The organism is Virgibacillus sp. AGTR (assembly GCF_016919725.2).
Classification (GTDB): Bacteria; Bacillota; Bacilli; order Bacillales; family Amphibacillaceae; genus Virgibacillus; species Virgibacillus salarius.
Genome location: NZ_JAJERH010000007.1, coordinates 84,824 through 110,989, shown reverse-complemented (window position 1 = coordinate 110,989; position 26,166 = coordinate 84,824). Strand labels below are relative to the sequence as shown.

Here is a 26,166-nt window from a genome sequence, read left to right as displayed (position 1 = left end):
AAGTCAGATGGATCATTGAACAAAAGCGCAAACGCCCGAATAGAAACGTAGCGTTTAGAGCGAGTCAACGGAGATAAGGAAATCACGGTGAGCTTACGAGCCGAAATGACTTAGATTAGGGCGATTCGTGAAGTCGCACCGTTTCTGGGCGCTGGTGATGGACGCGGTTCAACACGCCCATATTTATCCACTTGGGCATTTCCTAGGCTAAAACAAAAAAAGCTCGGCAGTCATTCCCATTTTGGAAGACCGCCAAGCTTGATGATGCTACATTAAAATTATTTAGTGACGTACAGAAGCAGGAAAATATCTTTTTTTCAGCCGCGTCGATAATACTTCTAAAATAATGGCTATGAGAAGAATAGCATACGTAATAAATCCAACCTCACTCAAGTCAAAATAAAAACCGGAGGCCATAAATAACTCAAACCCAATACCACCTGCACCAGCAGCAGCTCCCATCGCTACAGCAACTGAAAAGTTAATTTCAAAACGTAAAAACGTCCATGATAATAAATATGTAAATGTGGAAGGAAGCACACCATGCATTACTACATGCCACCAATTCGACCCGGTAGCTCGCAATGCTTCCAGTATTCCTTTATCTACTTCTTCAAATGCTTCTGAAAAAGCTTTTACAAGATAAGCAATGGAATGAAAGAGCATACCAAGGACCGCAGCTTCACTACCTAATCCTGCTGCAATTGCAAAAATCAAGACCCAGAGAACGGTGGGCACTGCTCGAATAAAGGCAACGATAATCCGAACAATTTTAGAAATCCACTCTTTGGACAGATTTGTAGCCGCCATCAACGAAAGAAAGAGAGCAATAACTGCTCCAAGCACGGTTGAAAGAACTGCTAACCCAAGTGTAATCCCTATTTGATAAAGTGCTTCTCCCCAACTAAAGTGATTTAAGGCAGGCTCTAGAAACATTACTTTCAAATTATATGCCGTCTCTGTAATGGCAGTAGTTAGATGCAGACCCGTATAATCAAAGAATAGAAAGCCTACAATCGTCAATAGAATAAATAAAATTATTGTCCAGCGCATTACTCGCTCTGACTTACTACCAGATTTAAGAGAAATACTGCCATCTTTTTTTCGCTTCATATACGTTGGCTTTGTTATAGTTTCCATTACAAAATCACCTTCCGTATATAATTTGAGATTAGTTCAATGATGATCACTGCGATGACAATACTAAATGTCACAAGCGCTACCGCATTGTAGTTCATCGACTTATAATACATATCAAAGGTATAGCCTATTCCCGTACCAGTTAGAATACCTACCAGTGTTGCACTTCTAATATTGGTTTCGATCATGAATAGAATCCAGCTAATCATCTGAGGCAAGCATTGTGGAATGACCGCTTTATTGACAATATGAAAATACGTCGCTCCAGTAGCCGTCAATGCTTCAACAGAGCTTTGACTAGCTTCATCAATGGATTCGATAAAAGCTCGAGTTAAGAAACCGACCGTCCCGACAAACAAAGCTAAATAACCCGTTACCGAATTTTGTCCAAATGACAGAAGCAAAATCAGCGCCCATGCAACAACGGGGATATTTCTTGAAACAGCTGCAATGAATCGAGCCACTACACTTAATATTCCGTTCAAGCTTGTTGTTTTAGATCCCATTAATCCTAAAAATATCGATATAACTGCAGCTGTTGTGGTTGCTGCAATAGACATGAATACAGTCTCGTTTAGCTTTTCTAGAATGGTTGGCAGTCGTTCCAATGACTCTTGTGTAATTAACAAATTGGAGATGATCCAGCCGATAGCGGCAGGAAAAGCGGCTAAGCCATCCACAAAATTAAAGTTAGTTATGACAGCTGAAAGATACGTGACAGCTATAATAATTAATAGAAACAAAGTAGATTGCCATTTTCGTTTTTGCATCACTTTTTGATTCACAGTCGATTTCTCCTCACACCGTAATTAATTCTCTTGTTTGTGTTCCATAAATACGATTAATTCGATCATCTGTTAATTGGTGATTGGAACCGTCGAATACAACTTTCCCTTGATTTAGACCAATAATGCGATCCGAATATTGTTGAGCTACTTCCACTTGATGCAAATTCACCATACAGGTAATACCCAGCTCGGAAGTAATTGATTTCAGATGGTCCATAATAACCTTGGAAGCATTCGGATCAAGTGAAGCTATTGGTTCATCACATAGTACAAGCTTTGGATCTTGAATAAGCGCGCGGGCGATTCCCACTCGTTGCTGCTGCCCTCCACTTAGTTGGTCACAGCGCTTATAAGCATGCTCTTCAATGCCTAGCTTTTGCAGAAGATAAAAGGCACGCTTTTTTTCTTGTTCCGTGAATCTACCTAAGACCCCCTGCAATGTTGTTTTATATCCAAAACGCCCGTGAAGGACATTTTCAATTACGGTTAAACGAGGTACTAAATTATAATGTTGAAATACCATCCCAATATTTGTCCGTAGTCGTCGTAACTGTTTCTTTCCAAGAGTTCCCACATTAGCACCATCGAATAGGACATTTCCTTCACTAATTGTCACCATCCGATTGATACATCGAAGCAATGTTGATTTTCCAGCTCCTGAAGGACCAATGATGGATACAAACTCACCAGCTTCTATATCAAAATTCACATTCTCTAATACCTTTGTTTCTGTATCGTACGATTTCCCAAGACCAACTACTTGCAACAATGACATGATAGCTTCTCCCTTCCATTTGTAAAATGAAGAGTATGCCCAGAAAAAGGTGCATACTCTTTCAACCATCATCTATCCACCAATCTTACTTCGAAATTTCACGTATTGGATCAAACCAAGCATCCTCTACTGGCGCGAATCGTTCCTTATCGGATTTGAAGAATAATGCGGAGTCTTCCGAATCCTCTGGTACAAAAATTCCTTGGTTATTCGCAACTTCATCTGAGGTTAGAACCTCTTGTAATTTTTTATAATCTTCTTCACCTAACGTATCCATATTTGCAGCAAAGGGCGCATTTAATACTGGGGTTACACTCATTAGTGTAAATTCGCTATCTGTTACCTTATTAAATGGTTCTGCAGCATCGTCCTTCACGCGATAAACAGAACCTACTGTATTTTCTTCACCTTCCGCAACCTCCACGTAATTTTCTACACATGTATCACAAAATGCAGCAACATCTGCATTACCCGATAATAAATTCACCGCAGATCCCTGATGAGAATTCCCAAACAATACTTGAGAGAACAGTGGACCAGCTTCCATTAGATCTTCTTCCGTTAAATCTGCATATTCATCCTGTTCAGTGAAATGTGCTAATATACTTGAAGAAGGTACTTTAAATCCTGAGGTAGAACTGTTTGATACAAAGGAAAACTTTTTGTCAGCAATGGTATCAAGTGAAAATTCTCCATCCTTTTTGTAATTCTCCTGATCATCAATGTTTACCGCTAACCAGCTATGGTATACCGCATCATCTAATGTTCCTGATGGGCCTGTAGGAACAACTAAAGGTTGAATAGCGTCATTACTTTTATTGGCCTCAATGTATCCCTGTGCCCCCATGAAGGCAACATCTGCATTATTATTCACCAAAGTCTCAATAGCAATGGCATAATCTGTCGTTAAGTGATGCTCTACTTCTTTTCCGGTTGCGTCTGCAATTACCTTACCAATTTCATCACGAGATGATTTCAAATCCTCACCAGATTCATTTGGATACCAAACAATATCAATCACATCATCAACTTCAGCCTCTCCGTTGGCATTACCTGTCGAGCAACCAACCGCAGCAATAGCTAATAAAAGCAAAACAGCAATCCTCGTTATTGTTTTTTTCATCCTTAACGCTCCTCATCCATAGATTATCTGACAAGCCAATAGACGAAACAGGGGGATAGCATTCACGATTCTATTGATTTGTCCTATATCATTGAAACATAAATAATCTAAAAATAGTTTATATTTACATTTTTTTAACTATTATTTAAGCTTGTTTACATACCCTTAATAATTAACCGTTCGTTCAATCGGAATCTGAGGACTAACGATAGATCCTACAGTGATTGGAGTACCAAATGCACCGTGATAATCTGTTCCACCTGTCATTATGAGTTGATATGTGTTAGCTAGTTCTTCCACATGTTGATGATCTACTTTCGTATGATCTGGATGATTCCTTTCAATGCCACCTAACCCAACCTCGACTAGTTCAGGAATGATATCATACGAATGAAGTTGGCCGGGATGTGCAACTACTGCAAGCCCACCATCTGCTACAATGGCTTTCACCGCATCAAACGCATCCACATACTCAATATCTCCAGAAGCAGGTCCATTACCTTTAAACAGACTTTGATATAGTTGTTGATATGCTTCAGAAGTGTAAGCAGATTTTGTTAAATAATTCATAACATGTTGTTTATAAACTGTTAGACTAGGTAGAGCCGACGAAATAATAGCTTGTTGATCCAATCGATAGCCTACACGCTTTAGTTGCTCGATTTGCCAAAGAGTATGTTTTCTACGCCTTTCTCGTACAGGCCGACAAAGTGCTTCAATATGTTTAGCCTGTTCATGGTAATGATAACCAAGGATATGAACCTTTCGTTTACGCTTAAAATCATATGCTGATATTTCTATTCCAGGAATCACTTTTATCCCTAGTTCGGCACCAAGCACTTGTTTTTCCCCCAGCCCCATCGTACTGTCATGATCCACAAAGCTTACGTAATTGACCCCATGATTAGCTGCTTTTTGTAGAACTTCATAAACAGAATCTGCCCCATCGGAGTATGTACTATGAACATGGAGATCAGCCTTCACATAGAACACCTTCCTCCTGTAGAGGTACAGGACTAGATTTCATATCGTACACCTTATCGCAAAGCCCATCCATAAATTCGATATCATGAAAAATACCGACTAATGTAGTACCATCTGCTTTTAGTTTCTCGATAATCTCACGTACCTTCACTTTTGATTGCTGATCTAAACTTGCAGTAGGTTCATCAAGTAGCAGTAACCTTGGTTTCTTCACTGTTGCGATTGCAATATTTAATCGAAGCTTCTCTCCGCCTGAAAACGTATTGGGATACGCATCCCATAATTTTCGATCCAATTCAAAATGCTTTAATGCTTTCTCAGCCTCAGTCTTGGCAATAGTTGCTGGTTCCTCCATTTCTAGTAACGCTTTTTCTATGAGCTGTCTAGATGTTGTACGAGGCATGACATTCAAAAACTGAGATACATAGCCGATTTCATGCTTTCGCAAATACAGCATTTCTCTCTCCGTTACCTTCGCTAAATCAATCTTTCCGAACCGATTTGAATCATATACTATATTTCCAGTATCGGGCAGATAGGTTCGGTAGATACTTTTTAAAATAGTAGATTTGCCACTCCCACTTTTGCCAACAATCCCTATAAATTCACCTTTATCCAAAGAAAAATGAATGTTCTCCACAGCTTGCATCGTTTTCCCCAGATGATGAATCGTAAATTGCTTACCGAAATTCTTAACCTCTAATAATGCCATCGGCTCATTCCTCCTTACTCCTACGTCTTTAATTGGTACGGTAGTTTGTCGTTGTAATTAACGCTCCATTTACCATCGTAGCTGTCAGCATTGGATACCCATCATCCATCCGTTCAATGATGATAATGTCTGCTTTCTTTCCAGCCTTAATAGAGCCGATCTCTCCATCCATGCGTACGGCTTTAGCAGGATTAAGCGTGACTTTCATAAACATCTCGTGTAAATCATTGCTGTACGACTCACTTAATGTAAAGATGGCATGTAATAATGCTGCTGGATAATAGTCACTACAAAGAATATCAATACTGTTTTCAGCAATTGCCTCAGCAGCAGATAGATTGCCAGAATGAGAACCTCCAAGCATTACATTAGGAGCTCCAGCAATTGTCTTTAGCCCTAATTCTCTAGCCTTTTTGGCAATATCAAGGGTTATTGGAAATTCGCTAATTGTGGTTCCAAATGAAGCTACTAAATCCAGCTTCTCCACATTATCGTCATCATGCGAGGCTACAGCTATTCCCTTTGCTAAAGCTATGTCAGCTATTTCTTTTATTTGATCGATCGACAAGCATTTCATATTTTGACGTTCTAAAATAATTGTCTGTACATCATCATCTGATAATGCACGATATCCCTGAAGGGTTTGTCTGTATACCTCTAAATCACGATACTGTCCTTGCCCAGGTGTATGATCCATAAAAGACAATAAATGGACTTTATCATCGTTTATATTTTGAATCAGTCGATCAACTTCTGAAACATTATCAATCTCAAACCGCGCATGCAGTCGATGGCGGATTAAATGAAGCTCATTATGAGTAGCTGCAATAGCATCTACCATGCGCTGCACATTCTCTGGATAACGCATTGGCTTATGTGTAAATACATCCTCACGATAGAAGGAAAGCGAGTGGAACATCGTCGTTATTCCATGACTAATTAGTATTTTTTCGGCCTCACGTAAGCTAATATGGAAATCCATCATACTCGTTGGCCGTGGAGAAGCAATTGTCTCAATATAATCAGAATGAATATCAATAAATCCAGGTGAAATATACCCACCATTTGCGTTTATGTGGTCTGCAGCTTTATATTCATTAATGCTTTCTTCAGGAATAATCGCTTGGATATGATCACCTTCCACAACAACAGCATATCCTTCTAAAATCGTTTCTTCTGTAATCACTTTTCCATTATGAATAATATACACCGTAGCTATCCCTCCTATAATAATGAGTAAACCAATCGTTGCGTGTACGCATGTTGTGGATCTTCCATAATCTGATCTGTTAGCCCTTGTTCAATGATGGCTCCGTTCAGCATGACAATTGTGCGATCTGCCAGCATTCGAATAACTGCTAGATCGTGCGATACAACGATCATACTAATTCCAGATTCTCTTTGAATCCTCTTAATCAAGTCCAATACATTTGCTTGAACGGACAAATCAAGACCTGTTGTAACTTCATCGAGAAATAGAATGGGCGGATTATTCGAAAGTGCTTTTGCAATTTGAACACGCTGCTGCATACCACCGGAAAAATTACGTGGCTCCTCCTTCGCTCGAAACAATGGGATATGGACATTTTCTAACAACTCACTACCCGTCCTCTCCATCGTTGTAACGTTACGATTACCTGCAGCAATTTGTTTTTCTGCAATATTACCCATGGTAGAAAAATTCATTTTTAATCCTTTTACCGGATTTTGATAGACCATTCCGTATTTATGATTACGAATATATCGTTTCTTTTGTGAAGACAGATTAAATACATTCTGCCCTTCCAATTCAACATCATGAATATATGCATCTCCGGAAGTAACTGGCTCATCAAAATATAAGCACTGCATCATCGTAGATTTTCCACTGCCACTTTCTCCTACAATCCCAAGGATTTCACCAGGGAATAATTCCAAGGATATATCCTGGCAAGCATATACCGTCCCACATGTGGAGCAATAATTTCTCTCTAGTTTTCGAGTGGACGTTTCTCTACAATCCTGACAACCACCACCGAATTGTTTATTTAAATTCCGAACGCATAAGATTGGTTGTTCATGCATGAGTGGGTGCAGCCTCCTTTTCCTTCAGTGAATTTAACCGATCGACACAATAGCTTGTATCATTACATTGATAATAGCTCTTACCAGAAGTTTCATCGATTAGCTCATCGAGAAACACATCATCAGCACCGCATAAATAACATGTATGATCGGCAAAGGATTCCACTGTAAAAGGATAATCCTCAAACGCAAGTGAATTTACATCTGTATATGGCGGGACAGCATAAATTTTCTTCTCTCTCCCTGCACCCAGAAGAATAAGAGCTTCAGAATAATGCAATTTCTGATTATCAAACCTCGGAATTGGGCTAGGGGCCATTACATAACGCCCATTCACATAAACCGGATGATCCGCCCCTGTTGCTGTCTTTCCGTACTTCATAATTTGTTCAAACAAAAGCAGCCATACTCCACTATATTCATCTTCCGCATGTAATCTTTTGGTTATATATTCACTAGCTTCCACTTGTCGAAGTGGTTCTGGAGTTGGTACTTGCAATACAAGTATTTGCTCCTTCGTTAATGGTACTTCCGGGATTCGGTGCCTTGATTGTATAAGTGATGCTGCTTCTGTGTTCTCCGTTAGTGCTACATTGGTTGTTTGTTGCACCAACTTCTTAATGCTAACAGCGTTTACGGATTCATCAGCCCCCTGATCAATTACTTTTACGATATCTGTCTTGCCGATTAAGGATAGGGTAAGCTGAAGTCCTCCTGTCCCCCAGCCTCTTGCTATCGGCATTTCTCTCGAAGCAAAAGGGACTTGATAGCCTGGAATAGCGACTGCTTTTAACGTGGCGCGACGAATCTCCTTTTTAGAACCTTCATCGAAAAAGGCAAAGTGTGTCATTGTTTTCATTACTCTTTCCCCTCCTTTTTCACTTCACGAACACTATCCAGCTTAGACTGAAAGGTCACATAATGTGGTAGCTTCAAATGTGAAATGAAACCAGTAGACTCAACAGAGTCAATATGTAGCAGTACAAACTCTTCATCATGTGTAGGAAAATTGGATTCAGGATGCTCCAAGCATTGATCTAAAATACTCATTGCAATTGCCTTCGTTTCATTTTGGCCATAGCAAACACCATATCCGATTTCAAATTCCAATTCCGCTTCATTCTTTTGGTTTTTCGTTGATACTGGTACAAACGACTCCACTTCCGAAACTTTAATTTCCCCAATATAATATGGATCTTCATGATTCTGTCCTGTACCATTCGGCTGGTCAACATAGACAGGTAGTGCGCCCACACGTACTTCTCCAACGGTTGGATGTACTTGCCCATATCCCCGTAAAGATGCATATCCCAATGCAGTTACCGCTCCTGTTTGACCACGAGTTAATACTTGCAGCCTTGCACTTCTTGGAGCAGGGAATGGAAGGTTTTCCTTCGTGATATCAACCGGTTTCGTATCATCAGCCTCATAGGTATCAAATAACCCTTCTTTTCTTAGATATTCCACCACTTTAGGGAAATAGCTAACCTTATCCGTAGCTTTTATGTTTGCAAGCTCCAGTTCATAAGCCTTTACCCATTCTTCATTCTGCTTAACACGCTCATCCAATAAAGAAAAATCCAATAATCGATGTGTATAATCTGTGGTTGCTCCTAGCAATTGCCCCCCAGGAATATCTTTAAAGCTTGCAGAGATACGACGCTCAACAAACATTGACTCCGATTCTACGGTTTGACTGTAATATAGTCTAGGCAAGGTTGATCGATGTGCTCGCATAATAAAAACGGCCTCTTCCATACTTCCCTCAGCCTGTTTGATGGATAATGCTGCTAGAAAGGGAGAATACAAGCTACTCTCCGACATAACTTGATCCACTAGGGATCGCATTGTTGCCATTATCGTTTTAACCTCAATAATCTCACTTTCCTTTAAACGCTCATAGGTTAATCGTTTAATCGAAGCCTCAATCGCCTTTGTTCCACCTTTAACTGCTACATACCCCATTTATTCCACCCCCGTAATTTCAACTGTAGTCGTTCTAGGGATACAAACGATATGTGCCTGCGCATCTGTTATAATCAGATCGATGCCTAAGGGGTACTCATTTATTCGTTCCTTACGAGCTTGCCATGCTTTTGTATAAATGCCCGTAAACAGCTTGACCTCATTTTTAATACCGGGTCCCATTAATTTCAATTCAGCCGTATTCGAAAGTTTTGGTGTTTCGATGATCCACGTGCTGGAATTTTGGGGATCAATTAAATCACCTATTTTACACTGATAGATCGCCTGTAAGATGGATAGCTCCGTTGCATCCTGTAAAACGATAATATAATCTGCCTTATCAGCAGGTGCTTGCTTTGCTAAGGTATATTCCGATATTTTTCCGCCAACCTGCTGCTGTTTTTCTGATATAAGATGAAAGGAAACCTCTCCATCTAATAAAGCCATTGCGCTAAGTAAAGTAGCATCATAACATGGTAATTGATAATCCACCTGCTCTGCCTGTTCTCGAAGAATTGAAATGTCACCAGGTCGAGACATACTATACAAGATCTTCCTATATACTTGCTGTAAATCATGCACTTGATCTATAGCCATACAATCTCCCCTAATCCCCTATTTTTAATAAACTGAAACTTCAATCAGTATGGGTTTTGTTTATCCGCCACTGATTGCTACCGGTCAACAACTACTCGTTCCGTACGATAACTCTTTCCCAGGAGTCTGGTATCTTCTAGTCGTTGTGTCTACCTGTACCTTTTGAGACTTCCCTATTAGCTTCAACTCAATTGTCCATCGTTTCAAAGTTTACCTTTGTTTCAAATAGTTCTGCCTGTTTTTTAGCTTTTTTCATCGTTATTTCGGCCTCTGCCTGTAGAAGTAAATCATGCCATTCCTTCGTTTGCGGTAAATTGGCATTGTAAGCAGCATCGATAATGGCAAGCTGTAATGCTAATTCGTCTTCCATTCCCTGGACAACACCAATGCCGACATGCTGATTGATTTCTACTTTTGCTTCTGTTACAAGTACTTCGCCAATATAGAATAAGGAGTTCTTAGCCGACTCTCGCATCTTAACCATCGTTAATCCGTAGTGCGGAGCGACAATTTCCCGATAAGTATAGTTCTGTAAAAGGCCTTCTGCGAGCTGCTTTGCCAATGTTGTATCATCTTGAATAAGAATTTCGGTTCTTCTGCGCCTCTTCATTTCATGCACCCTCCTTTACAAACCCATCGTAACTTGTTGCCAAGTTGCTGTGTTTTAAAATATCGTAAAGAATTTGTAAAGGAATCCTTTATCATGTAAACGAACGAAGACAGATGACCTTTAGTCCATATAACAAAACAGCATACCAAAGGATACTATTTTCACATAAAGTGAAGCTTCAAATTAGATGAGGTCTAACTGCCAGTTAGATGTGGGATAAAACGAGACAAACAAAAAGACCGGAAATACTAATGCTATTCCCGGTCTCAACCGTTAGATTTATAGAGTTCATTATTTTTCAATACATACGTTACCCCATATTCAGGCATTACTAGCCGACCATGGTCTGGAATGAGTCGTTCGGGATGAAAACTATGTAACGGGATCAATGTTTTTGGGTTCAACCTCTCCAATATATACTTTAAATGCTGCGGAATGGCATGCCCTCCAGTACCTGCTAAAAATCTTGGCACACCAAGCATATTCAATAAATTTATCAGATGATGATAAGCCGGATCGTAATCTCCTAAAGGTGTACCGTTAGAGTGAAGATACACTCCTTGACTCACATGTAAATCAAATAGCTCTAATGAATTTTCATAACTCATTTGTAATAAATACGCCGATGGATTTCTGTTAATAACGCTTGCATCCACTGTTTCATAGCGACTCATTAAATCCTCCTTCCAACCAGGTAATGTCCCTATGATGCTCTCATGCTTCGTATTTGCTGGAAGATATACTGAAAAATTCCTTTTGCCGAGAAATTGTTCAGCTATATATGCTGTTTCTAATTCAAACACAAGCTTTCGCTTAGCTAGATTGGCAACTTCCAGCATTGTTTTTAAACGTTCAATATTGCGGTGATAGATATTAAATAACCCGAGACCGGTTGTCTCCTGTAAGATTTCCATCATATGACCAGCAATACTAGCTTCCTTTACTAAGCTCGTAGGCAATGCTCGATCAGCAATAATTGGCTGTTTCCTTTCTTCGATTCCCCGTAATGTTGTTCCTTCCATGATGAGTACATCAAAGCCTCGGTCCTTCACTTTTTCGATCGCGGTTTCCATCCATTGAGGATTTTTTCCATGAAGACGAAAATCACCGGTGTAAAATACGGCTCCATCTGGTGTCTGCACATGAAAACCACAGGCACCTATGACATCATGATCAACCCGAATTGGCGTAATACAAATCTCGCCAATTTGAAACGTCTCATTATATGTACAAGCACGAAGGCTTGGTTTATGCCCCTTTACGGCTTCCCCTACTACTTCCAATGACCGATACAATTTCAAGGAGTCCTCTGTGAAATAGACAGGAATTTGTGGTGACAGCATACCCACGCCTCCCATATGATCCAAATGTAAATGAGAAACAATCACAGCTGTATGCCTTGCGTCCCGTTCTTCTGGAAGAGGATCAGCTAATCCCTCGAGATCTTCAGCCTGATAGATACCATCTATCGGTGGTATCAATCCGAGTTTCAGGTAATCCTTCACGATCTTGCTTGATCGCTCTTTTATTTTCTCATCCAACATACTGGTATCTGGACTAAAGATTAAACCAAAATCAAAAATTACACGACTCTCTTTGTATTCAATGGATACAATTGTACCGCCAATCGTACGCAGTCCTCCCCAAAAGCGGATTTTTGTGTGATTACATGCTTCTTTCAACCTACTCGCCTACCTTCTTATAATTTCAAGGAGGAGGCTGTTCAGCTCCTACCTTGCCCATATACTTTTAATGTTTCCACTTTTTGCTTAAACCTACTAATTTGCTTTATCTACAGCATCCTGTGCCGATTTTTGCAAGTCCTTTAGTCCATCTTCAATTGACTTTTCTTGTAATAATACGGATTGGATCTCCTTATTCAAAGCTTCATTTATACCAGACTTCCCTTTGATATGGGGATCATAGTAGCCAGCATCAAATTGGGAAGCTGCTACTCCATAGGCTGGATTTTCCTCTACATACTTTTTCCATTCATCCGTCTCTAATGCAGACGTACGTACTGGCACATAACCAGTGGATTTTGCCCAAAAAACAGTCTGTTCCGTACTTGTTAGAAACTTCATATACTCCCAAGCAGCAAGCTTTTCTTCGTCGGTTGCAGAATTAAATATAGCTAAATTGGTACCCTGAAAAGCCGTTGCTGCTGCTTTACCTTTAGGTAATGGTGCTACAGACCAGTTGATCTTTCCTTCCGCTTCAGCACCAACAAAGGATATTCCAGCTGATGATCCTACATACATTGCAACGTCTCCCCGACCAAATGGACTCGACATATAACCATCTTCTCCAGCAAGCCTGGCAGTACCTTCTGCAATCATCCCATTTAAAAATTCAAGCGCTGTTTTGGCTTCTGGAGTATTGAAGGTTACTTCATCCACTGCACCATCGATTGTTTTGCCTCCTGCTTGGCGCACATACGTTGGGAAGGATAGCCCTATTGAATTCTCAAAGCCTAATCCAACCACTTGCTTACCGTCTTTATTCGTTGTAAGTGCTTTTGCTGCAGCCTGATAACCTTCCCAGGTTGCTGGTATCTCTAGATTCTTTTCTGTTAGCATGTCTGTATTGTAGTAAAGAACTTCAGTACTCTTATTAAATGGGACACCATACATCTTGTCCTCCCATGTATTCGCTTCACGGAAAACCGAAACAATATCGTTTAATTCATTTTTAGACCAACCATGCTGCTTATGTTCCATATATGGTGTTAGGTCAGTGATTAAATCATTCTCAATGTACTGCGTCATCCAGTCTTCATAAGCCTGTGCCATGACGGGCGCGTTTTCTGCTTTAGCAGAAGCCATTAATTTTTTTGACAAATCATCGTACGATCCTTGGCTAACAAGCTTTACCGTAATATTATCCTGAGACTGATTAAATTCATCTGTCATTGTTTTTAACGTCTCCTCTAGACCACCTGTCATAGCATGCCAAAATTCAATTTCTACTGGACCTGTTAGCTCTTCTGGAACAGAAGCCGTTTCTTTTTTCTTGTCCTCATTTGGTTTCTCAGCATTCCCACATGCTACTAAGCTAATTGCGATTAGACCTACAAGCAAAACGAATAAAAACTTTTTCATATTATACCCTCCATCATTATGTATTTTATATTGTAAAAACGTCACTCTGTAGAGCATTGATTCCTCTAACAGAAGTAAGTTGAACAATTAGCACCTACCTACCCGCCCCTGCTTTAGAACGTAAAGCTCGAGGTTCCATCACACCGATAGTCGAACTTATCCTTTTAAACCAGCCTTTGCTACCCCTTCAATAATGTACTTTTGCAAAATAATATATAAAATGATCATCGGCAGAATAATCATAGTCGAAGCAGCCATTAATAATTCATAGACAGTACCTGTTTCTGTACTGAAAGCAGTCAAGCCTACTGGAAGTGTCCGCATTTCCTCTGAATTAGTCACAATTAATGGCCAAAGGAATGCGTTCCAGCTACCAATTGCTTTTAGTATTACAATGGTTATTAGCGCAGGCTTTGCAAGTGGTACCATGATTGTCCAAAGAAACTTGAAATCACTGCAACCGTCAATTTTGGCAGCATAGGAAAGTTCTTGGGGAATTCCAAGAAAGAACTGACGTAATAAAAAAATCGAAAATATACTTGCAAGCCATGGAACAATTAAAGCTTCATATTGATCAATCCAACCTAGGTTTACCAACGTAACAAAATTTGGTGTCAATAGTACTTCTCCTGGAACCATCATGGTTCCTAGTAGTATGGCAAAAATGATATTTTTCCCATAAAATTGAACTCTCGAAAAAGCATAGGCTGCCAAAATGGTCGTTATTAATTCACCTAGCGTACTTGCAATCAATACAAAAAAACTATTAAAGGCATAGCGCGCAAACGGGGCAACCTCAAAAGCTTTCGAATAATTCTCCCACTGGAAATCTCCAGGAATCCATTGTGGAGGCATAATCATAACTTCATTAGAGGCCTTTAATGAAGTACTAATCATCCAGACGAATGGAAGGAGCATTAATAAAGCACCTAGCGTTAGTAACAGATAAATAAATCCTTTAGACATCGCTTCTTTCTTTACCATTTCTTCGCATCCTCCCTATTAATAATTTACCTTTTTCTTCCCAACATATAGCTGGATTAAGGTAAAGATAAAGATTACCAAAAACAACATATACGCGGCAGCAGAAGCAACGCCAAAGTCCCAATCCCCATAAAATCTATTGAAGATGTAATACACAATGGTTTGAGCACTACCAGCAGGACCTGGCTGCCCGCCAAACAGTGCAAACACTTCATCAAACACCTTGAATGCATTGATAATCGAGATAATAGAAATAAAAAAGGTCGTCGGGGAGATTAGTGGTACTGTAATATTTTTAAATCTCTCCCATTTAGAAGCACCATCTATCTGTGCTGCTAAATAATACTGCTTGTTCACATTTTGCAGTCCTGCTAGAAAAATAATAATGTTATAGCCGAGCCCCTTCCAAATTGCAAGAATAATTAATGAAGGCATTGCCCACTGCGGATCTGTTAGCCATTCAATCGCGTCAATTCCAATAAAGCTTAAGAAATAATTCAAAACGCCGTATTCTGTATGGAAAATCCATCGCCAAACAATAGATACTGCAACAACGGAGGTAACAAACGGAACAAAATAAATGGTTCGGAACAATCCTCTGAGACGGATGTTCTGGTTTAGCATCACAGCAATACCTAATGATAATAGAATGGAAATCGGTACTACCCCTATCACATATATCAACGTGTTATACATAGAGCGCCAAAATTCATCATCTTGAAGGATATACTGATAATTGTCGAACCCACGAGCATATACCTCGTCTTTAAAATAGTCGTAATCCGTATAAAAGCTCATGATAAAAGACTTTATAATCGGATATAAGTTAAATACGATAAGCACCGCCAATGCTGGAAGCAGATAGAAAAATGCTTTTATTGTTTTTCTTATAGTAGGACTTTCATTCAAACTACTTCCTCCTCACTATGCTGATGGCTGGTTATAAGCGATTTTCCTGTTAATAGATTCTCTCCATCTGTTTCTCTAAAAATATGAAAGCGATTTGGATGTAATCCGAATTTAACCCGCTGTCCTTGTGTAATGGAGGCATCCAGCGGAACGATTGCTCTTACCTTTCGTTCACCTATAAGGAAACTTACCAAGTTATCCCTACCAATTCGTTCGACTATAAGCACCTTTCCTCCAATACCCTGCTTGTTTTCATCGACTTCTATATATAAATCCTCAGGTCGAATACCAACGAGCAATAATTCATTCCACTTAACTTCCTTTGAAACTGGGTATGGAAGTTGAATAACTTCTCCCGTTTCCGTGAGCTGAACGGTATACCTATCTCCACTGAGAGTTGCTGGTAAAAGATTAATAGGTGGATTCCCGAGAAATTGTGCGACAAATTCGTTTTTAGGATGATCATAAATATCTTGTGGCCCACTAAACTGTTGAAATCTGCCATTCTTCATCAAGAGAATTTTATCTGAAATGCTTAACGCCTCTTCCTGATCATGTGTCACAAAAATGGTCGTAATACCTGTGGCTTGTTGAATACGTTTAATCTCTTCACGCATTTCCAACCTTAGTCGAGCATCTAAATTAGATAATGGCTCGTCCAACAAGAGTAACTTCGGTTTTTTTACAAGTGCACGAGCGATGGCAACGCGCTGCTGCTGTCCTCCTGACAATTGGCCAGGCTTTCGATCTAATAAGTGATCTATATGTACGAGCGACGCCATATCACGAGCTTTTTCCATAGCAATCTTCTTTGGCACCTTTTCCATTTTTAGAGGAAACATAATATTTTTAAGCACCGTCATATGTGGGTATAGTGCATAATTTTGAAAAACCATACCAATTTCTCTTTTTTCTGGTGGGATGTTATTGACGAGCTGATCACCAAAAAATAATTGGCCAGAAGTAGGCTGGTATAATCCAGCCAACATGAACAAGGTAGTACTTTTTCCACATCCACTTGGTCCTAGCAAAGAAACTAGGCTACCTTCCTCCATCGTTACATTAAGCTTGTCTACAGCAATTACATCATCAAATTTCATGGAAATATTCTTTAAGATTATTTTCATATGGAGCCCTCCTAAATTAGCCATAACTTATTATCTGAATATTACATATAATTTAAAAATAAAAACCTTAGGTAGTAAATTTATTTCAAATAAGTTATATTTAAATGTTAAGGTGTTTTATTACAATCACATTATCTACGAGCTATACATAAAAAACAAGACGTATCGCTGTTAATTTACACTAAATTTACAATATTTTAAATTTTTAATATTTAATCCCGGCATGTTTCGTATATACAATTTCACACATCAAAAAAACAGCTATCTTCACAGAAGAAGGTTTAGCTGGTTTTTATTTTTAAAGATATCTTTGCTAAATTCTATTTAAGATTACCGAATTATAGGAGACCGAATTGATGAAAAGAGCGTTTGGTATACACATTTTCAGGAGTTTAAAACACCCCATTCTCATTAGGGGAATCCTCTGGAATGGGTTGACCCACATCCCACAATTCAACAATCTTGTCATCCTGGAAACGGAAAATATGAACAACAACACCTCCAAGGTCATCCTTGTTTTGTTTGACAAGTGAATGAACCGCAACGAATTCGCTATCTCCAATAATACGTTTGGCCTCAAATAGCTTGTCAGGATTCTCTGCTGCATTTTCCTCCATTGCTAACATAAGTGAATGAGCATCACCACGAAAATAAGGGGGGTGATGGCAAAAGCCTGGACCGACGTGACTACTATACGCTTTCCTGACTTTCCCTGATGCTACGAGTCGTAAAAACGAAACTGCTTTCTCTTTCATCGAAAGCGTACCTTTACTTTCCTGTTTTTCATCCATTTTCACCATCCTATCGTATGTGTAAGACGACATATTTTAAAAATCCCGAACCTTCAATCAGTAGGGGTTTTGTTTATTACCCTCTGATTGTTAGTACCACAAGGGTATGACCTAGAGGTCTTTGCTTTGAACCAATCAGACATTTACTGGCAGGCGATCTCCCATTTCATTAGTAATTGAAAGTGGGGGTCTTACTGCCAGTAATAGATGGGATAAAAATACCTCTTTAGATATTGGTTTATCTAAAGAGGTAAAGTAAAACGAATCTAGTTTTTTATTGGCTATCCTATAAATAAGGAGTGTTACTAGTTCCTATTGCATCGTAATATCGTATTTAAATTTATCACTCCGGTAGAGTATTTTCGTATACTCGAGGACATCCCCTGTCTCTACATCCAAGCAGTCACTTTCCACGATAATAAGTGGTACCATACTGCTACAAGATAATAATTGCTGCTCAGAAAAAGTAGGGAACGTAATACTAAGCAATGTTTGATTACTCGTAAATTGTGTATAGCCTAATTCTCGATAATAAGAAAACATCGACTTAATCTTAGGGCCATCTTCAGCAATTTGCGGGAACTTCAACTCGTTTACAAAGGATTGGTGAATGGCAATTGGTTCATCATCAATCAAGCGAAGTCTACCTATTTGATAAACGGTATCTCGGTTGGTTGCCTTTAGTATCTTGAATATTTTCTCTTCATAATCGATTTTCTTACAAAACGCATTCTTTGTTGTTAGATTGTAGCCAGCTTGCCTCATTTTATCTGTAAAGCTTACCTTCCCCGTTAAATGTAGCTGAATGGGAATAGGTGCCTCCTTTAAAAAACGTCCTTTCCCATGCACAGAGTATATATAACCACGTTCTTCTAGTACCATAAGAGCTTTTCTGGCAGTAATTCGTGGTACACGATAGGCAGTTGCTAGCTGGTTTTCTGAGGGGAGCTTTTCTCCTGGCTCCATTGCTTTTTTAATCATTTTCTCCATCAAATCATCGATAATACGTGCTTCCTTATCCACTGTGATCCCAAACTCCTTTTCAGCATTACGCTGTTATAGGTTCTCTAGAAACACACGGATGACATCTACACCACCGATAAAAGTCCCGAGTGAGCTTCCTAAATTAGCAAGAACCACAATCAATAATACTCTTGTCACTTTATTCCTCCAAAAGCCCTTAACGGTGAATACATCCTCCGAAAGTGTTTCAAAATCCCGCACATGTGGCCTGCGAATATAGGCCTGAACAAAGCCGGCAAACCAACCAGCTGCTAACAATGGATTTAATGAAGTAAGAGGAGCGACCAAAAATGCAGTAAGAATTGTTAACGGGTGACCAAATGCTATTAAAGCTCCAATTGCGGACAAGCTTCCATTCCAAATCACCCAGCTCAGCGTTTGTTCCCACCCAGCTGCTGGATTCGCAAAAAACGTATAAGCAATGATAGCGAGAATAAGCACAGGGATAGACCAACCAATAATCTTGGGAATCTTCGACTTTGGTGGAATTTCTGCTAGTTTTTGCAAATTGTGCTCCCGCTTAATCTCTTCTTTAATTCCTGGGACATGAGCTGCGCCGAGTACAGCAACGACCTTATTACCCGGGGCATCTTTAATTTTTTGCGCTAAATATTGATCCCTTTCATCGATTAACGGCTCTTTTAACTTAGGAAATGTATCGGTAAACTCCTGCAAAATGGTATTTATAGTATCTTGTGTCTTCATTTTTTCTAACTCTTCTTCGGAAATACTCTCCCTACTGAAGATACTAGCTATCACTTGCGTTAATAATATTGCTTTTCCCTTTAATCCAATATTATGCCATATTCGCGAAAAGGTAATCTGGATATTTCGATCTGCTAACACAAGTTTTGCATCATTCTCCTCTGCAGACTTAATGCCTTGAATCATTTCTTGACCTGGATTAATACCAAACTGTTTCGCCATTCGTTTTTGAAAAGAAGATATCGCAAGATTCATTAATAATAAGGTTGCCTTCTTTTCTTTAATTACCTTAAATATATCCATTTCCCGCCAGCTATTACCATCTTGAACCGATTGGAAGCGCTGCTCATCTAATTCTACACAGACAGCATCTGGTTTTTCTGCTTCAATCACATTCTTTACCTGTTCAGCACTATGCTTAGAAACATGGGCAGTTCCAATTAAGATATATTCTTTATTTCCTATATGTATCCGCGTTATATTCTCTTCCGTCATGAATTACCTTCCTTTTTACTAGACAATTAAGTAAAGCTTTGTACTGTAATTATACTTTAAATACAAATAATTTTATATTATAAAATAAAACTTCTCTGAAAAAAGGGTTCTGCTTTAGAGATCGCTGATGTTCACATTTAGAACATATGAGATCAGCGCTTTCTGTACACACCTAACCTAGTAACTGCACTCATATGTGTTACTCTTCTCATTATCTGCAATCACTACTTTAGCGCCTTCTATAACCAGACCCACCTGATTTTGTAAACGTCTGATTCTCATTATTTACTAACCTATCTAATGTAATTAATATTATTTATCATTACATACATATCCAATAAAGTGAAACTTCAATCAGTGGGGGTATTGTTATTCCCCACTGATTGTTAGTACCACAAGGAGATGATTAAAGGCCTTTGAACCAATCGAACAATTACTGACAGATATATGTGGGATAAAAAAAACTGAGCAAAATTCGCTCAGTCCTTATCACTAAATGCTCAGATTTACGCTTCCTCTAGTAGCTATTATGGAATAATAGCTACTGCTTGACCACCACTCCGGCTGCCCACTTCCCTTTCCGTGGGGTTTGTCCTTCAGCTAACTTTTTTAGCAAAACCCGCTCAAAAAAGTGGATCTTCAGGTCAAACATTTCCCACAGGAGTTGAAGTGGCAAGCCTTCGCTATTATCAGGCTCTACAACGCTAGCATGAAGTAACACAGCTGCTTTTATACTCACGGATAGCGATTTTCACTTTACCCATTGTAAAAAAAGTCAACCTATTACTTATGACAAGAATTGTTGCACCTTCTCAAAGCGGAGACTAATTACGTAGACTCCTGCGGGATTAGCGCGAGCTGAAAATCCACTTTGCAACGTGTTCTTCTTTGCAAAGTTAGTTGAGGCCGTGCCCGCGGAAAGCGAAGTAATTAGTCGGAGCATTGCCAATATACATCTAACATTTCAAAATAACTACTTGGCTTAACGCAGTCATTGCACTGATTTTATACTTTCTTAACTTATTAAAATAACCATGAGTTAGAATCTCATGGCTTAACATGTACTTATCTGCGATTTTTAAAACCACAAGTGAATGCCGTTTGTAGTCGCATATATTTGTATAACGTGCGAGCATGTCTCCCTTTCTCTGTCGTTGGGTCTATTTTAGATTGGAGACGCTTCATAAATTCTCGATCACATCTGCATGGATCTCCGTATTTTTGATAGCATTCATCATGGGCTTTGCAGGCTGCATCAACGTCATTTATCGGCTCTCCAGGACCGCTACAGCCAGGACCACACCACCTATACCCTCGCGGAAAACAAAATCTTGGGTGGTGCTTCATTGGTCTAGGTTGCCTCAATGCTTACACCTCCCTCTCAATATCGCTACAATACTATATTCCAATGTTTATAAATTTGTCTATGCATTTGTCCTCTTGTTTTATATCTACTTGGATTTACACTTCCAAAAAATTAACTTCGTGTTCGATTCTGCTTGTCATCGTTGTCATGATTACAATGGACACTTACGTAGACGTTAACGATCCGTATATTGTTCAAAAGTCCACTATATAAAGTAAAACTTCAAGCAGTGGAAATAAGGGCATGACCTAAAAGATCTTTGAACCAATCGGACATTTACCGGCAGTCAGTGCCAGCTACTTACCAATTTGTTTCACTTTATTGTTTGAAGTGGGGAGCTTACTGCCAGTTATGTACGGGATAAAACTACTACAATATCTAAAATTGCTCCCTAATCAACTCCAAAAATGCTTGTAGATTAGGCGATAGCCATTTATTCTTATGGATAGCTGTATATATCCCAATTGTATTCGATGGGCTACAGGATGGCATTTCTACGAGTTTACCTTCCTGTAGTTTATCTTTTATAGTGAAATAAGGGAGCATTGTATTACCAAGGCCGCATAGTACACATTGTTTAATTGCTTCAATACTTGGTAGCTCCACTTTGGTAACCGAGCTGTTGCCGATCGCTTTTATATGCTGATCAATTATTGGCCGCCAACTACAAGCATATTCCGTTACGAGCATTGTTTCAGCAGTTGATGAAGAGCAATGATCTGTGGGCTGTACTAAAGATAGCTTATCCTCCGCTATTTTATGAATAATTAATTCATCATGAGACCAATTATTCTCCTCCACTAAAACAGCGACATCTATATCTCCTCGTTTCAGCTGTCCTTCCAAGTTGTCATATTGAAGTGATTTTAGCGTTAATTCAACTTTAGGAAATTTTTTTCGAAATGTCATAATCAACGTTGGAAGCCAATAAATCATGAGAGACTCACTTGCACCAATTGTTAATGGACCAGCTGGCTCACTACTAGCATGAATCGCAGCCTTGGATTTGGAGTAAAGTTGAATAATCTCTGTTGCGTAAGGTAGAAAGTTTTTTCCAGCCTGTGTGAGAACGACCTTTTTTCCCATACGATCAAATAGTGGATGTCCCAATTCCTTTTCCAAATCCTTTATATGTGCTGTAATCGATGATTGCGCATATCCTAATGTCTCTGCAGCTTTCTTAAATCCACCAACATCGACAATCGTTTTAAACGTAATAAGCTGACGTAGTTCCATACTTCTCTTCCTTTATATCAATTTTATTGAACTAAATGTTCAAATATATCTATTTTACTGAATTATGTAATTAGTATATGCTATTTATAGCATCATTACAAAGGAGAGGAAAAATGATGAAAATCATGACACTTTTAGGTAGTTCAAGGAAAGACGGCAATACAGCTTACCTTACAGATAAAGCTTTAGACGGCATCGAACATAAGCGTGTGTTCTTACTAGATAAACAGCTAAATCCGATCATCGACCAACGACATGATAAAGATGGATTTGAAACAGTAGATGATGATTATGAAGCGCTCTTTTTTGAATTCTTGAAGTATGATACGTACTTCTTTGTTACGCCAGTATATTGGTTTGGAATGTCTGGTCAAATGAAAATATTCTTCGATCGCTGGAGTCAATACATGAAGGATAAGCGAATTGATTTTTGGGAAGCATTCCGTGGAAAAAAAGCCTATGTTATTGTCACAGGTGAAAAACCAGACCCCAAAACGGCGGCATTACCTCTTATTCAGCAATTCAATTATATTTTTCAATATATGGATATGGAATTTGTCGACTATGTCATTGGTAAAGGAAATAAGCCAAATGATATTCTATCAGATGGTTACGCTCTTGAAAAAATGAAGCTGTGGAACAGTGAAATTAAAACACAATTGAAACCCACTACTGTTATCAATTGATTCCACAAACAGCAGGTTCTCTGCTTGGCCACCTCTATTGCTAAAGAACAAATATGACAAACATCCATTTGTAAACAATTGCACATTTTTCGTCACAGATGAATAACATATGGGTGAACATAAGGAGGTCGATGGGATGAACCATTCGCATTATCATATGGAAAGTAGCCACGCTGACTATCAGCCAATGCATGAGAACAACTGGAACGTAAAACAACAGGTAGATATGAAGGATTTTTGTAAACAACAGTTATATCAATATATTCAGATTGAAGTAAATGACGGAAGTACCTATATAGGTATTTTACACAGTTTCGATGACAATCAATTATATTTATTAATTCCTACTCCTGATCAAGATACAAATCGAAATGACGCTAATGACCAGCGATTGTTTCCCTTCTTCGGGCCATTCGGTCTATTTGGTTTTCCATTCTATGGAATAAGGAGGTTTGGTCCATACCGCCCATATTGGTGGTGGTAGAGATGCTACGACAAACGTATTTTAGGTAAAGCACAAGCCGAACTATTATTATTTGAATCATTCGGCTTGTGCTTTACCAGTCTCATGTTAGTAGAGGAACAACACGTAGACTCCTAGGTGAAAAAGCCTTGGTAAGATATCACGTTGTTATACTGCTAATCAGTTGTCGCCAAAAGGAAGTATTTACCGGAACACTAATGATTCCCCACCATCATTTCCCATAGACTAACTTACTTTCTTGTTATTTTTTGTCTGTACAGGCGTGCGTCTCCGTTAAGCATGAACTTTTTTTAAATAGAACAAACAGTAAATGAAAATTCAATCCGTGGGTGGTTTATCCCCACGGATTGGTAGGTGAACCAATCGGACATTTACTGGCAGTTTAAACCATACTTATCCTTATGATTTCACTTTATTTCTGAAAGTGCGTTCTTACTGCCAGTTATATGCGGGATAAAGTAAAACTTCAATCCGTGGGTGGGTTATCCCCACGGATTGGTAGGTGAACCAATCGGACATTTACTGGCAGTTTAAACCATACTTATCCTTATGGTTTCACTTTATTTCTGAAAGTGCGTTCTTACTGCCAGTTATATGCGGGATAAAGTAAAACTTCAATCCGTGGGTGGGTTATCCCCACGGATTGGTAGGTGAACCAATCGGACATTTACTGGCAGTTTAAACCATACTTATCCTTATGGTTTCACTTTATTTCTGAAAGTGCGTTCTTACTGCCAGTTATATGCGGGATAAATTTGTTATTATGCTATTATTCAACCGTGTATAAACATATAATAAGGTAATTAACTATCTGGGAGGTATGTCCATGTCTGATATAGCCAAAACACCTAAACCACCATATTACGCAGCTATTTTCACATCAAAACGTACGGAGAATGATAACGGTTATAATAAAATGGCTGAAAAAATGGTAGAATTAGCCGCTAAGCAAGAAGGTTTTCTAGGGGTTGAGAGCGTTCGCGAGAAAGGACTTGGTATTACGATATCCTATTGGAATTCGCTAGAGGCAATTCATCATTGGAAGCAACATGCTGTTCACCAAGCTGCTCAAAGGAAAGGCAGGGATGAATGGTATCGTACATATGCTGTACGCATCTGCAAAGTAGAAAGCGAAAGCGTTTTTGACATGTAAGGTCTCGAGTTTTATAAGTGGCTGGGTCAAAACACAACTTCATTACTCAAAATACGAATAATCATGTTATCGATAGGAGTATCATCGCCGCACCATGAAAATATACTCGCTTTCCGCGGGCACGGCCTGAGCTAACTTGGTAAAGAAAAACACGTTACCAAGTTAGCTCAGGCCGTGCTGTTCCCGTTAGATAAGGAAGGCTTCGGCAGCAATACATCGCACGCAGAAAAAGCGTTCTTCTTTTTCAAGGAGTCTCACATATTTCAGGTGCTATATTAATTATTTTAATAAAAAAACGAACTATAATTAATTTCATATTTTAAAGTCTTATATTCGGTATCATCTTTCCCTATTATTTCTGTTGATATATTGTAGCTTAGCTGATTCCCAATATCATCAAACACCCCTTATTTAAAGTAATTTCTTAGTTACTAGCCTAAACTTCATATCAATGCCTCCGTACTTTGCCACCATTGATTCTAAACTGTTCGTAAAAAAATAGATGTAGAGAATATGTTTAGAAACATACCTTATGTTTAGTTTATAGAAATAATTAATTATCTATCTTGATATTTCACTTTTTGGAGATGTTGCAAATGATTAGGATATTGTATGTTGATTATGATGAAATTTTTTAGTAACGGTCTAAGACTAATTATAGAAAAAGAAGCGGATATGAAATTATTGGGAACAACGCTTAATAAGAATCAACTATTTAAAACAGCAAAAGAACGAAAACCAGATGTTATTATATTCAATACTAAAGTGAAGAATATCAATGTTATCCAAACAACGATTGCTTTAAAACGTATAGTTAATCATATTAAGATTATCTATATGATGCAAGATTGTCATCAAGACTTAGTACTTAGAGGACTAGAAGAAGGGGTCAATGGTTTTATACTAAACAATATTAATAGTAGAAATTTTATTAATAGTATACGAAATGTCTACCATAGTCATTATATTTTATCCGGGGAGATACCTAAGCTCATCCTGAATCATATTCAAATAATTCAATTACAAGATAAACAGAGAATGAAATTTAGGTTACTGCAGCGAGGAATAGTTGTTACGTTACGTGAGCTAGATATTCTCTATCTTTTATACAAAGAGTATAACAATAAAGAAATTGCCATTACGCTACATTTAAGTGAAAAGACTATAAGGGATTATGTAAGTCATGCATATAAAAAAATTGGGATTAACAAACGAAATAAAGTCATTAAATTTTCAAAAAATGTCATGAATAAGAGTTATTGATTGTAATATATTGCTCTCTACAATGACAAGCGTTTCTATATCGTAGATGTAACTATATTCAAATTTTTGAAACAATGTTCAATAT

General features: G+C 38.6%; 27 protein-coding genes. 4 read left to right on the top strand and 23 right to left on the bottom strand.

The genetic code is table 11. The features are described 5' to 3' along the window. Nucleotides 1-282 precede the first annotated feature (282 nt). The 23 genes from phnE (JUJ52_RS05515) to JUJ52_RS05405 form a co-directional block, all read right to left on the bottom strand. Nucleotides 283-1,140 carry a phosphonate ABC transporter, permease protein PhnE gene (gene phnE, locus JUJ52_RS05515; protein WP_026681875.1) on the bottom strand — a complete coding sequence of 286 codons (858 nt, stop codon included), beginning with the start codon at nucleotides 1,138-1,140 and terminating at the stop codon, nucleotides 283-285. Next, entirely contained in the window at nucleotides 1,140-1,925 is a 786-nt protein-coding gene (phnE, locus tag JUJ52_RS05510; protein ID WP_026681876.1) for a phosphonate ABC transporter, permease protein PhnE, read from the bottom strand. Before phnE (JUJ52_RS05510) ends, phnE (JUJ52_RS05515) begins: the two co-directional genes overlap by 1 nt. A gap of 13 nt (nucleotides 1,926-1,938) precedes the next feature. Next, nucleotides 1,939-2,703, bottom strand: coding sequence for a phosphonate ABC transporter ATP-binding protein (gene phnC, locus JUJ52_RS05505; protein ID WP_026681877.1), 765 nt, complete (start codon nucleotides 2,701-2,703; stop codon nucleotides 1,939-1,941). Between the two features lie 85 nt (nucleotides 2,704-2,788). After that, complete coding sequence (locus JUJ52_RS05500) at nucleotides 2,789-3,826, bottom strand: PhnD/SsuA/transferrin family substrate-binding protein (RefSeq protein ID WP_026681878.1); 1,038 nt, start codon at nucleotides 3,824-3,826, stop codon at nucleotides 2,789-2,791. Nucleotides 3,827-3,991: 165 nt separating this feature from the next. Continuing rightward, nucleotides 3,992-4,810, bottom strand: coding sequence for a PHP domain-containing protein (locus JUJ52_RS05495; RefSeq protein ID WP_026681879.1), 819 nt, complete (start codon nucleotides 4,808-4,810; stop codon nucleotides 3,992-3,994). Next, nucleotides 4,800-5,522, bottom strand: a complete 723-nt coding sequence (gene phnL, locus JUJ52_RS05490; protein ID WP_205389220.1) for a phosphonate C-P lyase system protein PhnL — start codon at nucleotides 5,520-5,522, stop codon at nucleotides 4,800-4,802. The genes JUJ52_RS05495 and phnL overlap by 11 nt, the downstream gene beginning before the upstream one ends. Before the next feature lie 28 nt (nucleotides 5,523-5,550). After that, the gene (phnM, locus tag JUJ52_RS05485) at nucleotides 5,551-6,732 is read right to left on the bottom strand and encodes a phosphonate metabolism protein PhnM (protein ID WP_026681881.1); all 1,182 of its coding nucleotides are present in this window, start codon (nucleotides 6,730-6,732) and stop codon (nucleotides 5,551-5,553) included. Between the two features lie 14 nt (nucleotides 6,733-6,746). Next, nucleotides 6,747-7,586 carry an ATP-binding cassette domain-containing protein gene (locus JUJ52_RS05480; protein WP_205389229.1) on the bottom strand — a complete coding sequence of 280 codons (840 nt, stop codon included), beginning with the start codon at nucleotides 7,584-7,586 and terminating at the stop codon, nucleotides 6,747-6,749. Then, nucleotides 7,579-8,445, bottom strand: a complete 867-nt coding sequence (locus JUJ52_RS05475) for an alpha-D-ribose 1-methylphosphonate 5-phosphate C-P-lyase PhnJ (protein WP_205389231.1) — start codon at nucleotides 8,443-8,445, stop codon at nucleotides 7,579-7,581. Before JUJ52_RS05475 ends, JUJ52_RS05480 begins: the two co-directional genes overlap by 8 nt. Then, on the bottom strand, nucleotides 8,445-9,551 hold the full coding sequence (locus JUJ52_RS05470) for a carbon-phosphorus lyase complex subunit PhnI (protein ID WP_205389233.1): 1,107 nt from the start codon (nucleotides 9,549-9,551) through the stop codon (nucleotides 8,445-8,447). Before JUJ52_RS05470 ends, JUJ52_RS05475 begins: the two co-directional genes overlap by 1 nt. Then, nucleotides 9,552-10,148 carry a phosphonate C-P lyase system protein PhnH gene (phnH, locus tag JUJ52_RS05465; protein ID WP_026681885.1) on the bottom strand — a complete coding sequence of 199 codons (597 nt, stop codon included), beginning with the start codon at nucleotides 10,146-10,148 and terminating at the stop codon, nucleotides 9,552-9,554. It abuts the gene before it with no gap. A gap of 187 nt (nucleotides 10,149-10,335) precedes the next feature. Further along, on the bottom strand, nucleotides 10,336-10,758 hold the full coding sequence (gene phnG / locus JUJ52_RS05460) for a phosphonate C-P lyase system protein PhnG (protein ID WP_026681886.1): 423 nt from the start codon (nucleotides 10,756-10,758) through the stop codon (nucleotides 10,336-10,338). A gap of 266 nt (nucleotides 10,759-11,024) precedes the next feature. Next, on the bottom strand, nucleotides 11,025-12,440 hold the full coding sequence (locus JUJ52_RS05455; RefSeq protein WP_205389243.1) for an MBL fold metallo-hydrolase: 1,416 nt from the start codon (nucleotides 12,438-12,440) through the stop codon (nucleotides 11,025-11,027). Between the two features lie 96 nt (nucleotides 12,441-12,536). Beyond that, a complete protein-coding gene (locus JUJ52_RS05450; RefSeq protein WP_205389245.1) occupies nucleotides 12,537-13,859 on the bottom strand; it encodes an ABC transporter substrate-binding protein in 1,323 nt (440 codons plus the stop codon). A 156-nt stretch (nucleotides 13,860-14,015) separates the two neighbouring features. Continuing rightward, complete coding sequence (locus JUJ52_RS05445) at nucleotides 14,016-14,843, bottom strand: carbohydrate ABC transporter permease (RefSeq protein WP_026681889.1); 828 nt, start codon at nucleotides 14,841-14,843, stop codon at nucleotides 14,016-14,018. An 18-nt stretch (nucleotides 14,844-14,861) separates the two neighbouring features. Next, on the bottom strand, nucleotides 14,862-15,752 hold the full coding sequence (locus tag JUJ52_RS05440) for a carbohydrate ABC transporter permease (RefSeq protein ID WP_205389247.1): 891 nt from the start codon (nucleotides 15,750-15,752) through the stop codon (nucleotides 14,862-14,864). Next, nucleotides 15,749-16,879: an ABC transporter ATP-binding protein gene (locus tag JUJ52_RS05435; protein WP_205389248.1), complete on the bottom strand. Its 1,131-nt coding sequence runs from the start codon at nucleotides 16,877-16,879 to the stop codon at nucleotides 15,749-15,751. Before JUJ52_RS05435 ends, JUJ52_RS05440 begins: the two co-directional genes overlap by 4 nt. Before the next feature lie 392 nt (nucleotides 16,880-17,271). Continuing rightward, a complete protein-coding gene (locus tag JUJ52_RS05430) occupies nucleotides 17,272-17,670 on the bottom strand; it encodes a nuclear transport factor 2 family protein (protein ID WP_026681891.1) in 399 nt (132 codons plus the stop codon). Between the two features lie 312 nt (nucleotides 17,671-17,982). Further along, the gene (locus tag JUJ52_RS05425; protein ID WP_308036005.1) at nucleotides 17,983-18,693 is read right to left on the bottom strand and encodes a GntR family transcriptional regulator; all 711 of its coding nucleotides are present in this window, start codon (nucleotides 18,691-18,693) and stop codon (nucleotides 17,983-17,985) included. Between the two features lie 33 nt (nucleotides 18,694-18,726). Continuing rightward, complete coding sequence (locus JUJ52_RS05420; protein WP_121604100.1) at nucleotides 18,727-19,893, bottom strand: TraB/GumN family protein; 1,167 nt, start codon at nucleotides 19,891-19,893, stop codon at nucleotides 18,727-18,729. A 541-nt stretch (nucleotides 19,894-20,434) separates the two neighbouring features. After that, nucleotides 20,435-20,632, bottom strand: a complete 198-nt coding sequence (locus JUJ52_RS05415; protein WP_121603995.1) for a hypothetical protein — start codon at nucleotides 20,630-20,632, stop codon at nucleotides 20,435-20,437. Nucleotides 20,633-20,958: 326 nt separating this feature from the next. After that, complete coding sequence (locus JUJ52_RS05410; RefSeq protein WP_308036004.1) at nucleotides 20,959-21,258, bottom strand: phospholipase; 300 nt, start codon at nucleotides 21,256-21,258, stop codon at nucleotides 20,959-20,961. A gap of 379 nt (nucleotides 21,259-21,637) precedes the next feature. Further along, nucleotides 21,638-22,495 (bottom strand): LysR family transcriptional regulator, encoded by an 858-nt coding sequence (locus JUJ52_RS05405; RefSeq protein ID WP_026681989.1) that lies wholly within the window; start codon nucleotides 22,493-22,495, stop codon nucleotides 21,638-21,640. Nucleotides 22,496-22,608: 113 nt separating this feature from the next. Here JUJ52_RS05405 and JUJ52_RS05400 point away from each other — a divergent pair, with 113 nt between their 5' ends. From JUJ52_RS05400 to JUJ52_RS05385, 4 genes are all read left to right on the top strand, one after another. Beyond that, on the top strand, nucleotides 22,609-23,181 hold the full coding sequence (locus tag JUJ52_RS05400) for a flavodoxin family protein (protein WP_226983574.1): 573 nt from the start codon (nucleotides 22,609-22,611) through the stop codon (nucleotides 23,179-23,181). A 136-nt stretch (nucleotides 23,182-23,317) separates the two neighbouring features. Further along, nucleotides 23,318-23,665, top strand: a complete 348-nt coding sequence (locus JUJ52_RS05395) for a hypothetical protein (protein ID WP_121604101.1) — start codon at nucleotides 23,318-23,320, stop codon at nucleotides 23,663-23,665. Nucleotides 23,666-24,491: 826 nt separating this feature from the next. Continuing rightward, nucleotides 24,492-24,818 (top strand): antibiotic biosynthesis monooxygenase family protein, encoded by a 327-nt coding sequence (locus JUJ52_RS05390; RefSeq protein ID WP_121604102.1) that lies wholly within the window; start codon nucleotides 24,492-24,494, stop codon nucleotides 24,816-24,818. A gap of 684 nt (nucleotides 24,819-25,502) precedes the next feature. After that, on the top strand, nucleotides 25,503-26,081 hold the full coding sequence (locus tag JUJ52_RS05385) for a response regulator transcription factor (protein ID WP_228088846.1): 579 nt from the start codon (nucleotides 25,503-25,505) through the stop codon (nucleotides 26,079-26,081). Nucleotides 26,082-26,166: the final 85 nt, after the last annotated feature.